The organism is Halocatena marina, from assembly GCF_023276375.1.
In the GTDB taxonomy this organism is placed as follows: domain Archaea; phylum Halobacteriota; class Halobacteria; order Halobacteriales; family Haloarculaceae; genus Halocatena; species Halocatena marina.
Genome location: NZ_JALLPK010000001.1, coordinates 3068379 through 3081828 on the forward strand (window position 1 = coordinate 3068379; position 13450 = coordinate 3081828).

At 50.9% G+C, this 13450-nt stretch carries 12 protein-coding genes and 1 tRNA gene; 7 read left to right on the forward strand and 6 right to left on the reverse strand.

The genetic code is table 11. From position 1 onward, the window contains the following. Window positions 1-172: 172 nt before the first annotated feature. From MW898_RS14450 to MW898_RS14465, 4 genes are read right to left on the reverse strand one after another with little or no spacing between them, the layout of a single operon-like run. Window positions 173-814 carry a 30S ribosomal protein S3ae gene (locus tag MW898_RS14450; RefSeq protein WP_248908473.1) on the reverse strand — a complete coding sequence of 214 codons (642 nt, stop codon included), beginning with the start codon at window positions 812-814 and terminating at the stop codon, window positions 173-175. Between the two features lie 12 nt (window positions 815-826). Then, complete coding sequence (locus MW898_RS14455; protein WP_248908474.1) at window positions 827-1060, reverse strand: KEOPS complex subunit Pcc1; 234 nt, start codon at window positions 1058-1060, stop codon at window positions 827-829. Next, window positions 1060-2250, reverse strand: a complete 1191-nt coding sequence (locus MW898_RS14460) for a hypothetical protein (RefSeq protein ID WP_248908475.1) — start codon at window positions 2248-2250, stop codon at window positions 1060-1062. Before MW898_RS14460 ends, MW898_RS14455 begins: the two co-directional genes overlap by 1 nt. Window positions 2251-2285: 35 nt before the next feature. Continuing rightward, a complete protein-coding gene (locus MW898_RS14465; protein WP_248908476.1) occupies window positions 2286-2756 on the reverse strand; it encodes a 30S ribosomal protein S15 in 471 nt (156 codons plus the stop codon). Window positions 2757-2981: 225 nt separating this feature from the next. Between MW898_RS14465 and MW898_RS14470 the strand changes: the two genes are divergently transcribed. The 7 genes from MW898_RS14470 to MW898_RS14500 all read left to right on the forward strand — a co-directional run bounded on the left by MW898_RS14470 (window position 2982) and on the right by MW898_RS14500 (window position 10846). Then, a tRNA-Ala gene (locus MW898_RS14470) sits at window positions 2982-3053 on the forward strand. A 379-nt stretch (window positions 3054-3432) separates the two neighbouring features. After that, entirely contained in the window at window positions 3433-3987 is a 555-nt protein-coding gene (locus tag MW898_RS14475) for a hypothetical protein (RefSeq protein WP_248908477.1), read from the forward strand. Between the two features lie 763 nt (window positions 3988-4750). Next, window positions 4751-5572 carry a hypothetical protein gene (locus MW898_RS14480; RefSeq protein ID WP_248908478.1) on the forward strand — a complete coding sequence of 274 codons (822 nt, stop codon included), beginning with the start codon at window positions 4751-4753 and terminating at the stop codon, window positions 5570-5572. Between the two features lie 1340 nt (window positions 5573-6912). Continuing rightward, window positions 6913-7197: a PadR family transcriptional regulator gene (locus MW898_RS14485; protein WP_248908479.1), complete on the forward strand. Its 285-nt coding sequence runs from the start codon at window positions 6913-6915 to the stop codon at window positions 7195-7197. A gap of 128 nt (window positions 7198-7325) precedes the next feature. Beyond that, a complete protein-coding gene (locus MW898_RS14490; protein ID WP_248908480.1) occupies window positions 7326-7823 on the forward strand; it encodes an HTH domain-containing protein in 498 nt (165 codons plus the stop codon). A gap of 223 nt (window positions 7824-8046) precedes the next feature. Then, window positions 8047-8910: an MBL fold metallo-hydrolase gene (locus MW898_RS14495; RefSeq protein WP_248908481.1), complete on the forward strand. Its 864-nt coding sequence runs from the start codon at window positions 8047-8049 to the stop codon at window positions 8908-8910. Window positions 8911-10099: 1189 nt separating this feature from the next. Then, window positions 10100-10846 carry a helix-turn-helix domain-containing protein gene (locus tag MW898_RS14500; protein WP_248908482.1) on the forward strand — a complete coding sequence of 249 codons (747 nt, stop codon included), beginning with the start codon at window positions 10100-10102 and terminating at the stop codon, window positions 10844-10846. Window positions 10847-10901: 55 nt separating this feature from the next. Here MW898_RS14500 and MW898_RS14505 read toward each other — a convergent pair whose 3' ends face one another. Together MW898_RS14505 and MW898_RS14510 are read right to left on the reverse strand one after the other, a co-directional pair. Beyond that, entirely contained in the window at window positions 10902-12908 is a 2007-nt protein-coding gene (locus MW898_RS14505; protein ID WP_248908483.1) for a glycoside hydrolase family 15 protein, read from the reverse strand. Window positions 12909-12942: 34 nt separating this feature from the next. Further along, entirely contained in the window at window positions 12943-13125 is a 183-nt protein-coding gene (locus tag MW898_RS14510; protein WP_248908484.1) for a hypothetical protein, read from the reverse strand. Window positions 13126-13450: the final 325 nt, after the last annotated feature.

A 13450-nucleotide genomic window follows, 5' to 3' on the forward strand; every position in this document is an offset into this window, starting at 1 on the left:
ACGTGTGACCGTATCGAACAGCATGTGTAGACACATTTCTTTGAATCTGGCAAACTACACACATTTCCAATACGGCTATAGACAAACAGTACTATTGACATATCCTGTGTCTAAAAGCGCACAATAATTACGAAGGCAACAATAATAATGTCAATACCGAATAGACACCCGCTCAGTCTTCGATTTCGATATCGTCTTCTTCAATACTGACGGAAGTCTCTTCTTCTTCTGCGACTTCGTCAGGATGCGCTTCGAGCGTCGTTTTCTGGACTTCGACGCGTCGGAGCGGATAGATCGTTTTCGCTTCGTTGTAGATGCCACCCGAGAGCCGTCCGGTGACGATGCTGTCGATTAGCTCTTCGAACGTTCGCTCGGTGGCAGCGTTCTCGACGATGTCGATCATCTGTCGCCGGATGGCCATCTCTTGGCTGTGGTCTGCCTTTTTCGTCGTGTACGCGACAGGCTGGACCTGAAGACGGTAATCATCGGCCGTAAGAACGGTCACGTACGCGCTGATTTTCGAGGATCCTCGACGGACGAGGCTCCGGAGATAATCGCGCGTGAGTTCGTGCTTAACGAACCCTGTGTACGCGCTGTCGCTTCCCGTATCCGTGATTCTGAATGTAAGCTTCGTGTTGTTCTCGCTGGCGTCGCTTTGCAGCGCGCCGAGCGTCGTTTCAATAGTGCGCCCGATGACTTGATCGGGCTCTCTTGCTACAGTTTCGCCGAGTTCGGCCCGGTCGAACTGCTCCGGGGCGAACACCGTATACCAGCGTTTCTCTCGTCTTCGTCGTGAGACTGATCGTTCACTCATGATTAGTTTCGTTCACTCATGCTTTTTCTCGTTCGTAAGCTGTGCTGCAACCGTGAGATTCGTGACATAGTCGTCGGCTGTTGTTCGTAGCCCACCCGTCGTCGGCCGCTCGATGACGGTTTCGACCGTCGCGTCGGTTACGGTTGTCTTCATTTCGGCGGTGTTGTCGGGACAGAGTGCGTCCGCGATGACCGTTGCGCGCTCATCGTTCCATTCCGTCCGGATAATCGCACGTCTGGCAGGCATCAGATCGCCTCCCGAAATGCGTCGACAAACGCGTCTTTCCGCGTCGTGATCGCTGATTGTGCGTACGCGTACCGTCCACGACCAGTTGCGCTCGCTTTTTCATCGACAGCAGCCACCGCTTCAGTCAGTGCCGCCGTTACATCTCGTTCTCGCTCGACTGCAGTTCCCGCAACCGCATCGTCTGCGATAGCGAGTACGACCGGCTCCTGCGAGCGGTAATCCCGAACGAGTCGGGCAACCGTTCCGATCGTTCCACTCTCGGAGGTCGTTTCGGTGATATCCGCAACGACGAGTCCCCGATATCGGGAGATATCGGCGTTGTGGATGGCTGTGTGAGCAGCGCGAGCGTGCTCGCGCCAACCGTCGAGTGCAGCCTCATAACAGTCGTGGCCAAGCGCCAGAGCGAGACCGATGCCGGGCCACGAACGCGCGAGCGCATCGAGCACGTCGGCATAGCCCGCGAGCGTGGCAAATGGCAGCTGTGTCGTTCCACCGACCTCCGCTACTCCGTACGGACAAACCGCCCGATCAATCGTCTCTGATGCCCGCGTTTTCGCTTCTCGAACGACCGAAAGAGCGAGCATCGACGCGACTACTCTACCGTGTTCGTCAAGATCGGGAGTGGCGCTGTCGGGAACGATGTCAGAAAGCGCCTCTGTTGCTGCTTCGAGATCACCGGAGAACGGCGCGTGGACGAGCGTCGTGTGCGCTAGTCCGTCAGCGAGATCCGTCGTCGGAACGCCGATTCCCGGGGTGCTATCGATGTCCGTCGCTTCGATGTCGAACGCGTCCGTGTGTGCGCTCAAGTCTCGTTCAGCTGCAACGATTCCCGCGAGCGCGAGCACGAGTACAGGACCAGGATCTGAAATAGAATTAGAATCCGATTCCGATTCATTCAGTGCCTGTGCAACTTCGAAGGCTCGGACGGACAGTGGCTCCTCGATAATCGCTACGTTGCCATCTGCGCGGCCGATGGTAACCGTCATATCCGCTTCACTCTCGCCAACCTCGTTTCGGGCGACGCTCGCCTGAAACGGTACTGTAAGCGTCTGAGCGAGGACGCCCGTTGCAGCTAGTGCGTCACCGTCGGGTGTCGTAACGAGGCGGACGAAATCCGCCTCGCAGAGCTGTGCAGCGATCTCGCTCGCTGCGGGGGCAGGCTCAGATCTGGAATGATCGGCGGTGGACATCTGTCGTGTCTGGTTCTACGCTGTGCTTTCCGCTCTTACTCGTCTTCGAGGAGGCGCTTTGCCGACTCGTAGGTGTACTTGAACTCCTCATCGAGGACGTCGCCACGGTGGTAGTCCGCCAGCCGGCGAACCTTCGATTCCGTGTTCTGGAGCGCCCGTTTGTTCTGGTGGTCGCCAGGATTCTTTTCCATGTGTTCGTACAGACGAACAGCACGTTCGAGGAGATTCCTGAGATCTTCTGGAATGTCAGATCTGGCGTCGTGCTCCTCAAGGATCCCGGTTACTTTCTTCCCTGTCGCCAACTTGATATTTGGAATTGGGACGCCCTGTACGCCCTCGTCGCGGAGCTTGAGCCCGATGGTACTCGGGTCGTGGCCCTGCTCTGCAAGGTCGACGACGCGCTCTTCGATTGCGTCGGTGTCTACGTCACTCCACTCCGGTGGTTCGTCTGCCGCAGGGCGGTCCGAACCGGACGACCCTCGACGGCGTGTATGCATTCGTGCCATAGAGATGAATTGGAACCGCACGAATCGCTACTCCATGCAGCCGCTCATGCGAACGGCTGCTGCACTACCGCACTCCCAGAGCCGCGAAATCTCGCGGCCACGTCGGATATGCGGCCGTGCCGTTCCCATTTGGAACTATCCCGTCGTCCTCAAAACGGTTTCTACTCTCTTGCGGTCTCGACGCTTCGATGGGGTTAAGTTACAGGACAAGGTACGATTTGGTGCGGGCTCGTAGATCAGGGGTAGATCACTCCCTTGGCATGGGAGAGGCCCCGGGTTCAAATCCCGGCGAGTCCATTCACGTCGTGTGTTCCCACACTGAACTGACGGCGATAACTTCTATTTAATCTTTCACCACGAAATAGATCCGTTTCCGGAGTCATTACAATGACTGGAGTCGGCATCCATCACGGAGTCCCATCCCTCGCAGTAGAGCGATTAGGCGCATTGAAATAAGTTGGTTGACAATAAGACGTTCGCAGATATTGGTGTGGGTGGGAAGTTCCTCATTTTTGATAATAACTTTATATTGTTTTGTGTGATAGAGGAGATTATGTTTGTTCCGACGGGCACTAATTCTCCTCTCAAAACAGTTACAACAGATCAACGCGAGGCTCTCCGGAATTTTTTCGGAAACTGTGTCGAGAATGATGTATTTGATTTCACTGACCCATTGATGGTTGCACTTGTGTTATCTGGAGATAAGCCCGCTGCATCGATTGACCCATCAACAGATCACTTTCCAGACCATCGGTGGACACCGCACACGGGACTCAAAGAACTGTGTGATACGATGAATATCGTCGCGTATAAGCGCCGAGACCTTGGGTGGTGGTTCGTTGCCCCCGTGTACGGACGGCTCGATCTTTTACCGTCAAGCAATCGTACCGAACGCAGTGATGAATGGATGCGGCGTCTCGGCGTCATCTTCGGATATCCATCCAGTGCCATCGATTACTTTCTTGGAGCCAAGGGAGAGTGGACAGAGCCACGAGAGCGTGTTGCAAACGGCCAGTTTTCGTCCGACGAAATGGTCGATGCAGGATTCGTCGTCTATCGGCATGATGATTCGGTTGAGGGATACGAACGGGCGATTGAGACAGGGAGGCGCATCCGCGATCGACTCGAAGGGCTTGCCGAGGAGTGGGATGTACCAGAACTCGCAACGGTAGTCTCTGAACATCAACAGCAACTACTCGATGAAGTCACACCCGAAAAAACAGTCCAATAGGGCCTAAAGGAACATATTGCAGCCGTTACATCTTTGACTCCCGTTCGCGCTGGGGTCGATTTTGTGCTTTCTACCGCAATTATCACATACTACTGTCTTTTTCGCCATCATATATTAACCTCCAAATTAATACAATGTCCTTTGAAAGATTATTTGTTGTCGTTCAACAGGATACCGGCCATGTGCGGCCAGTACGTCCTCAATCACGAAGCGGTTATTTTTCGGTAGCGGTCGGTGCCTCCCTCTGTGTAGACTGGAATGTCTTATTCGTCTCAACTGAGATCTCTTCGACTGTTTCTCCGTTCTCCGATAACAGTATCCAGTCTCCAGACCCCGGAGTAAAATAAACCGTCAGCAGACTGTGTTCAAATCCGGTTAATCACAAATAGAATAAAGATTCGTGGATAGTTCACAAGCACAAAGCAGTCGATCGCTCCTCGTCACGAACAACTAAATCGAGACATCATCGAAGGACGAACGAGTACGCCGACCCTATATTCATGAAAACATCATCGATAGATAATAATAGTGTATTTTTTGCAATAAAACTGTGCTATACGCCGTCTGATTACCTCAGATACCTGTCTCTCGACACTCCTAAATGAAAATACGTGTCAAAATTAATATTTATAGAATATTCCGAACGCTAGCGAATGACGATTCTCGCTGATGACTCGAAGAGCTATCAGTAGTATCCGATCTTTACTCTCGATCCAGTATGGAAAAATTTAATACTGGCGGAACAATCAGGTTGATAGAACCAATGTCTAAATCAGAACGGTTCAAATTCGGAGAGATAACTCTTCCGAACGCCTCACTTCCTTCTTCAAAAGACGTTTACGACGCGGTCAAAGCGATGGGCAAAAGCGGTAAAAAAATCGATCAACAAAATCAAATCACAGACAGTGTTTCACCGAGCGGTAGTGAAAGCGGTCAGGCTGCGTTTCTCGGAGATGCTCACGACGAATACTCGTACTGTCATTTCCAATACCAGTTACAGACAGAGAGTCGAACGATTATCGCGAAAAACACCAGGAATCACAGAGAATCAGGAACGGAATCGGCAGCGGTCTGCTCTCGTGTCTTCTATTTCGAAAACGGACAGTTCGCAGTCGAATCGACACGAGACGACGTAGATCGACGGATACCAGAATTCATCGGAGAGATAACAAACACCGACACAGACGGTGGATACGAATTTTACGACACAGTCCCAATTGCTGCAGAACGCAGAGTGTGGGAGCACGATCTGGATAACAAGTCAGATTCGGTAGACCGGAAAGATAACGAGAGTGGCATTCACTCACGGCAACAGACATCAATTGATCTCACAGAAGAGACAGCGTATGCAACATCCCGCGAGACGTCAGACGCCAATCAAGAGACTGATATCGTCGATGAAATGGCGAAGAAAATGCACCAGTTGGGCGCTGGAACACACGATGACCAAACTGGCGAAATCTTCGCCTCGGGAACAGTGGTGACAACGTGGAGTGAAACGGACTGGCCGAGTGACGCAACGACAGAGCGGAGAGCCGAAACGATTCGTGAGAAGATTGTGCCCTATCTCCGTCAACACTCTTAATTGTGCGATCGTTGAATCCGAGTATGACCGAATATATCGGACAGAAGATTATTTCCGCTACCGAAATAGGAAATCACCTCCTCGTCGTAGTGTCTGTCCGAAATGTATTTTCTCATTGAATTTCAAATTTTATAACCATAATGGATTCGATGCACGTGCTAATAGAAATGCAGAGATGGCTGTGTGACTTCGAATCACGAGTACCATTGTGGTATAAAGTGACTGAAATATGTTAAGATCGAAATTATGAAATTCAGAGTATACTATTTCTAATAATTATTTCAACATATCATGGAAGACTACTGAACGTTATAATCGGCAAAATAGACGGTGGTGGCAGTAATTTTTTAATTCTGTATTTACAATAGTCCGATATATGTTATATCTTCTATCTGTATCAGAACCATTCATTTCTGATTACGACATAAAATAAAATGATATACGAACAGTCATATTATCTCTTCACTTGAGCACACATAATCGATAGGTGGGCCATGCTTCAACTCATCATCATCATGGGATTCGAGATATCTTATTTGATTTCTTATACAATACGATTGCAGTAGCATTGAGAGTACGGTAATAGGATCCGGTAGGTCTCAACCACTCATCACAGGCCTCTACGAGAGAATAACTGGGTCTGAGTCATAATGATCGATCACAGCATCAGCGACTTTGCTTGGTACAACAGTTTCCTCGAACTGTCCACACAATTGTTGGCAACGAAAACAGAGCGAACAACTAACAGTCGACACGTGAGTGATCGAAGAGATAAAGTAACGAATGGGAAATCAACGTTGCTATCGCAAGCAGATACATCAAGAACAACTGAAAATTCAGTGAGTGATTAGCAGAGATATTCACGGTAACGAAGTCTCTAATTGACGTTGACGATGAATAACTCCTTTGTAAACGGGAGAATCAATGTTCTCGAATCATCTGAATACGTTGCAGCATCTCGATTACGAGTGCATCAAACCGGCAAAGTGTACTCGACATCCGTCGAAAGATCAATTGAGAAACATTTATCGGTGGGTTTTTTGATAGGAACTAAGCAAACAGTATCGATACCGGTACTGTCGATACGATTCGGTAGACGAAACCGACCAACTACTGGTCGGAAATTTTGACGATATACCAGTAAGTCCACATTAACCAAATAGACAATCCCCGGTATTAAACGGTCTTAGTCAATTTTCTGTTATTAAACTCAGAGGACAGCATGATGCATTCGTGAATCGGGCGACAATCGGTAGTATATCCATCATTCTCGGTGTGCCAAGGAGTTTCTTGTATTCCCCAACGATAGACTTATTTGTGAACGGATACAACGTAGGCATATGCACGACTTGACTGGTTTCCAGCGTGACCTGCTGTACGTGATTGCTGGTCGTGAAGAACCACACGGTCTCGCGATCAAAGATGAGCTCGAAGACTATTACGAAAAAGAGATTCATCACGGCCGCCTATATCCGAATCTCGATACCCTCGTCGAAAAGGGGCTGGTCGAAAAGGGACAGTTAGACCGACGCACCAACTACTACGAAGTGACTCGACGCGGGCAGCGTGAGATCGAAGCCCGCAACGAGTGGGAGGATGAATATCTCGAAGCAGAAGGCGTATAACGTCAACGAAAAATTATTTTTGGCAGAGAATCACCGACAACCGATCCAGAACTACTGACACCGCTGATAACTATTGAGGAAGTAAGCGCAAGTAATCTTTTTCTGGTTGTCTCCTGATTCTACGAATCATGTCGGATACGACCGCACCCTCCCGTACGCTCGAATTGTTTGTCCGGTCGTTGTCATCGAGTGATATGGGTGTTCGAATCGACGAAGTACTCGATCAACTCAATCGGTTACGGGCTGATGGGTGTGTTGATGAGTATACAGTGACTGTCTGGGGTGAACGCATGAGTACTAATCCAATTACCACCCGGACAGACGAGGGAGCGTTCATTCGCAGTCGTATCGTCGAGTTCAGACAGTGGGCCCATGAGCACGATGTAACACTCGAAGGTGGATTTGAGACCCGAACGATCCACTCAGCTATAACGGGCGAGACTCATGAGTTCATTACACTCCCCAGTTTGGTCCTTACAGCCCGACACAACGACACACTCGAATGGATCGTTCCCTTTTCGGGATCCGATGGTCCGGTAACATCGGTGTGGGATCACCTCACAAGCCTCATGAACGAACAACCCGACTCAGAAGAAAGGAGATCACTGCCTGCTGTGGATGTCTGAGTGAGATCAGTAGGGACGGACGTTGTTCAACGTGAACCCCAATTCGGTATACCAACGGAATACATTCTTTGTCCAAACGTAACTATTTGATGATTGTTCCAAACTGGAATCTAAGATAACGATGGCATCCGTAGCTGATAGTCCAGATAACGTAGTGCACAGATAGAACCCGATCGAATAGGGGAGGGGATATTTATTTGGTCAGACCCCAAAGCGACGTGTCATGGTTCAGTCCAACTGGGGAACGTGGTTCATCAACGATGAGGTAGAAGCCGTCGATCCGGACGGACTGTCGATCTGGTATCTCGGTTGTAACGGTTTTATTCTCCGAACCAAATCGACGACAGTCTACATCGACCCGTATTTTGGGAGTGGAACAGCACCGGAGACGATACGGATGCTTCCGATACCGATGGCTCCGACGGACGCGACGATGTGTGATGCAGTGCTTGTTACGCACGAACACATCGATCACATGCATCCGCCGTCCTATGGGCCGCTCGTGGAGACACTCGAGGCCGACCTCTATGCACCCAAAGCAGCATACGACAAGCCGGATTACGATGGCGATATGCTCATCTCAGACGATCAAAAGCACGTTATTGAGGTGGGCGATCACGTCACGATCGGTGATCTCACGGTGAACGTCAGAGAAGCGAATGACCCAGACGCTATCGAACCGGTCTCGTACGTTGTTGAACACACATCGGGAACGTTTTTCCACGCTGGTGATTCCCGTCCTGCAGACGCGTTCAAAGATCTTGCCAGAGAGTTCGATATCGACCTCGGGGCGCTAGCGCTTGGCACGGTTGGGAACGTCTACAAACTCGATTCGAACACAGCAGAAACGACTGACTGGTACAATGATGAAAATCAGATCATTGAGGCTGCGAACGCGCTTGGTCTCACTCGTCTTCTCCCATCACATTATGATATGTGGAAAGGCGTTGGTGCTGACCCAAAGGTGTTGCACGAACACGCCCGTTCGTACGAATATCCCCGCTCTATCGAGATCGTCGAAATCGGAGACCGACTAGAGATTAATAAATCAGGAGTGATCCCGCCAACAATGTTTCAGTCGGTCTAACGACCCAGTGAGTCGATTTACCCCGGCACCGTATCGCATACGTAGGAAATTAACGAAGCCGAAAAATATTCGGTTGTTACTACACAGTGCGTTCACGGCACCACACTTCAACGAAGTAACATGATCTCACTTCCTCACTCATTTCACCGAGTATCGCTTAAACTGACCAACTCATAGCACCACGGCGACGGTATATTCACTAGGATTGGATGAAATAAACTCACCACTAATACGCTCTCCCTGCAATTACAGGCATACACGTGTAATGTTTGTGTGAAAATATTGGAGACAGTAACGCACAATAGATATATAGCTCATTCGTTACAACGGGTTGCTCAACTGGTGGCAGACAGTACGGATAGTAAACGCGAACTAACTCTCTGTTTGAAGTGAGAAGCGTTGTATCGTTTTCACAGCGCTGCCGACAGGCGTAAATCGGCACGATCTGAGGAAAAAGCGCAGATGATGAGAGCTGCGTGCCATCGGTTACGGGAAGATAAACAGTAGCAGTGACCGAAAGGGTCGAGAAAATTCCAAGAGACAGTTGTCTGAATACGTATCACTCACTCGTCTCACACCTGGCTGCAGTGACGAGAGTACAGACAATATCGTATAAAAGGAATTACCTTGCGAATACCGATACTGTACTGGGTGGAGATGGTGATACCATACGGTGAAAAATCGAATGGATGTCATGTCGTGAAACACCAGAACGTATTTCTTCACGTGCGTGGGAGAGACCGTGACAAGATGTTCGAGCCGCAATCATCGGGTGATAAAGACGTAATCGAGTAAACCCGTTCAAATGGATCAAATGGGGCGAAACCCCCCGGGATCATCCCGGTCTCACGTAGACTCGTGTGCACGATATCAACAATGATGAAGTATCGTCGCTGATACTGCACACGGAGGGAGACTCGATAGTCAAAACGTCATTTCACTCCGAAGAACGGCAGTCTGCTCCTACCAATCGATAATGCTTAGTTGTAAACGATTTTGATCAGATACTACTCACCACATAAGATAAACAATACGCGGTTCCAACAATGCCACTGCGGGATACGTGGCCAGCGTAGGCACGAAGTTGTTCTATCAACACACAGTCATTTTTGTGTCAGGTTGGTATAATTTATGATTTAATTTTTTGGTAACAAAATATATACGCCCGAAGTACGACTACTGTCATACTATGGCAACTCATATTACATGCCATCTCCCCACCGACGAGTTCGCCTTGAATCAAACGTTGAGCAGTATCTCTGGCATCTCGCTCACGTGTGAACGAATAGCGGCACTCGGTGACAAGGCAGTCACACCGCTTCTCAGGTTCCGTGGGGCAGATCTCGAACCACTCGAAGCAGCACTCGAGGATGATCCGACAGTCGATGAGTTCGAGGTGCTGACTCATGGGAGAGAAGAAGCGCTGTGTTATATCAGCTGGAACAGCCGGGTGACCCTGCTCGTCCGAATGCTGACAGCGACAGAAGCGCTTGTCCTCTCTGGCGCTGCCACGAAAGAACGCTGGACGTTTCGACTTCTCTTTCCGACGCGGGATGCTCTTTCTCGACTCGACGAATTCTGCACAAACCACAATCTTTCGCTGGACGTGAGCTGCGTTGAGACGTGGGACGGTAACGGCCCCGATCCACTCGGACTTACAGCTGACCAGTACGAGGCGCTCGTTACCGCCTACAAACATGGATACTTCAAGGTTCCGCGCGACATCGTTCTCGACGATCTCGCTGTCGAGATGGGTATTTCTCACCAGGCGCTCTCCGAACGTCTCCGGCGTGGTCACGACACACTCGTCCAGCGAGTGCTTCACCCAGCATCGATCGAACCCGATACCGACGACGAAACAACAAGCACGGAGTCAAAGTCGTCGGAAACATCACCAGTGCCATCGTCTCGGCTGCCAACGGTCAACCTCGACTAGGAGTTTGCGTCGGGAGGGAGAAAAGACGAAATTTGCGATTCATTCGATTTTCAGTTCAATCGAGATACATCGTTGCGAGAGCATAGATGAATGCAGCGTGCGACCACGCTAGTGGAGAGGCAAAGTAGTAGGAACCATCTTGGCTTCTCGTTTCGACGAGATATCCCGTCTCGGTCGTTTCGTTGCTCATCTCTTTGATCAACGCATCACCCTGCTCCTGATCGCCACGCGAGTAGAACATCGCGGCCGACATCAACGATGCCGGAACCCAATCGTCCCACGCTGAGCCAACCATATGGGACAGTTCAGCGAACAGCTGATCATCTGTGTCGTACGCGTCGGCCCACTCGGTCGGATAGATGGCACAGGCATCGTACAGCATGACTTCGCTACCGCCGTTCATCACGAGACGAGAGGGATTACTCGGTCCCTGATCGAACAGCTCACGCTTGATCGCATTGCCGACGATTCGAGCGGCGCGCCGGTACGGCGTTCCATCCTCGCCTCGCAGTTCGGCGAGCATCGCTCCGTCCTGAAAGCCTCGATAGGCAAACGCGTTCGTCCAGAGACTCTGGCGGACATCAGAGGGATACTCTGCGATATCGGGTGACGCTGCGAGCAGACCATTTCCGTCGATCACATCAATTGTGTAGTCGAGCGCCTGTTCAACCGCTGGCCACGCTCTCTCGACGAACTGCTCGTCACCGGTTTCTCGATAGACCTCCGCGACTGCCCACACGAACAATGGTTGTTGATCGTTTTCGACAGCAATGATTCCGGTGAACCCTCCCTTGCTGTTGTAGCACTGCCTGAACGAGCCATCCGATTCTTGCACAGCAGGACAGAAGCCGGCCAGAAGCTCCTTGGCCGGTTCCGGTTTCCCCATCCGTGCGAGCGCGACGGCTCCAAACGCGTTGTCTCGAATCCACGACGGATAGTACATCGGTTGCAGATTCGGAGAGGCCGAGAGCGAACCGGATTTAGGATCGATGAGTTTTCCGAGTGTGACCGCAGAGCGGACGTACAGATCGGTGAATGAATCTGGAATATTCTCCAGCTCAAGGTCTGAAATCCACGTCTCCCACCACGATTCAACGGCTTCCTGTCGCTCTTTTTGATCGGCGTCGGTGAGTATCGACGGTGTTGCAGTCGGCTGTGCACTCCCAGATGTACCGCTGATGAACACCGAGATATCCTCTGTTTCCCCCGGAGGGAGAGTAACATCGACCAGCAATCGCCCGCTGAGATACTTCCCAACAGCACTGTTCCCGAGAGAGAGCGCTCCATCGGTCTCAGTACGGACTCGATCGGCGTTTGACCAGATTCGGAGCTCGTACGGGCCTTGGACGTCGTCCCAATGGAGATCGTCCGACCCTGTGAGACGGTTTATATTCGAGTTCCAGACAGCGAACGTCTGATCGTTGTCGTTCACGTTTGCACGCGTGTGGTAAACAAAAGAACACGTTTGGCGCTCTTTTGCCGTGTTTTCGAGTGTGAAATCGCGGACGACTGTCTCCGAACCGGGATAGACGTAGGCGGACTCGGTGACCACGAAGTCATCACAAGCAGCCGTAATGTCGAGAATCCCGGAGTGGCCACGGTACTCGATCTCGTGTCCGGTGCCATCGTCCCAGAACCACGTTCGTTCGTTCGCCAGTTCGATCCCGGCGAACCCACCTTCCATCGGCTTAGATTGCTGCTCGTGGCCACGACCACTGACGTAAAACGGTATCTGATGGGTGAACCCAGTGTGTGGAAACAAGAGCGTGCTCAATCGACCCGTCGCAGTGAAGCCCGCACCGATCCCGTCGATCGGCGTGGAAACGAATCCAGCCGTTGGATTGAACTGCTGTAACGCCTCTAACTCTCCTGCAAACAACCACGAACAAAGCGACGAAATATGCGAGCGATTGTACACCCAGTCAGCCACCGACGGTTTCGATAGATGTCGGAGTCCGTTTGCCGCCATTTGCATCCGCTGTCGTGTCCCTGTAGACAGAGATGCTAGTTGTCCCACCGATTCGATAACAGCGTTCTCGACCGTTGATCTGCCTCGTGTCATAGCATCCACGTAGTAACACACCCCAGCGACCACATCACGCTACGCCGATGAATGCGCCACCTATCGTCGCTCTATTCGTTTCATAGCTCGTAAACGTTTCTGTGCCCCTGTGGAAGACTGCCCTGAGTCCATCTTTCGACGCGGGAGCGGTGCGCTGTCGACGAATCGAGATGGATACGAGCGGACAGACGACATCCCAGCGAACGTTCCAGAACATCAGCGACAATCCCCGGATAGCGTTCAGACCGTGAGTTCCTCACTGTGAGTGTGTTACCAATAGCTCACTCAGGGAACCCACAAAAACGTTCGCTCCACGCGGAACACGAATCAGCACATAGACTTCGACGAACCATATCTTCCGTTCGATCATCACTAATTCGTGGCGTTCTTCTCAATCCGTTATACGATGACTCACGAAGATCCCGCTCGATACTCTATTACATCCCATTTGAGTATTCGAATATATCGCTTTATTTCATCATACATCCCCCAAAGGAGGATGATGATACTGCAAGCACTATCAATATGAAGTTACCCCACAT

Excerpts from the sequence above, each read along its gene's own strand:
- MW898_RS14450 (WP_248908473.1), bottom strand. The coding sequence starts at position 814 with ATGAGTGAACGATCAGTCTCACGACGAAGACGAGAGAAACGCTGGTAT.
- MW898_RS14455 (WP_248908474.1), bottom strand. The coding sequence starts at position 1,060 with ATGCCTGCCAGACGTGCGATTATCCGGACGGAATGGAACGATGAGCGC.
- MW898_RS14460 (WP_248908475.1), bottom strand. The coding sequence starts at position 2,250 with ATGTCCACCGCCGATCATTCCAGATCTGAGCCTGCCCCCGCAGCGAGC.
- MW898_RS14465 (WP_248908476.1), bottom strand. The coding sequence starts at position 2,756 with ATGGCACGAATGCATACACGCCGTCGAGGGTCGTCCGGTTCGGACCGC.
- MW898_RS14475 (WP_248908477.1), top strand. The coding sequence starts at position 3,433 with ATGGTTGCACTTGTGTTATCTGGAGATAAGCCCGCTGCATCGATTGAC.
- MW898_RS14480 (WP_248908478.1), top strand. The coding sequence starts at position 4,751 with ATGTCTAAATCAGAACGGTTCAAATTCGGAGAGATAACTCTTCCGAAC.
- MW898_RS14485 (WP_248908479.1), top strand. The coding sequence starts at position 6,913 with ATGCACGACTTGACTGGTTTCCAGCGTGACCTGCTGTACGTGATTGCT.
- MW898_RS14490 (WP_248908480.1), top strand. The coding sequence starts at position 7,326 with ATGTCGGATACGACCGCACCCTCCCGTACGCTCGAATTGTTTGTCCGG.
- MW898_RS14495 (WP_248908481.1), top strand. The coding sequence starts at position 8,047 with ATGGTTCAGTCCAACTGGGGAACGTGGTTCATCAACGATGAGGTAGAA.
- MW898_RS14500 (WP_248908482.1), top strand. The coding sequence starts at position 10,100 with ATGGCAACTCATATTACATGCCATCTCCCCACCGACGAGTTCGCCTTG.
- MW898_RS14505 (WP_248908483.1), bottom strand. The coding sequence starts at position 12,908 with ATGACACGAGGCAGATCAACGGTCGAGAACGCTGTTATCGAATCGGTG.
- MW898_RS14510 (WP_248908484.1), bottom strand. The coding sequence starts at position 13,125 with ATGTTCTGGAACGTTCGCTGGGATGTCGTCTGTCCGCTCGTATCCATC.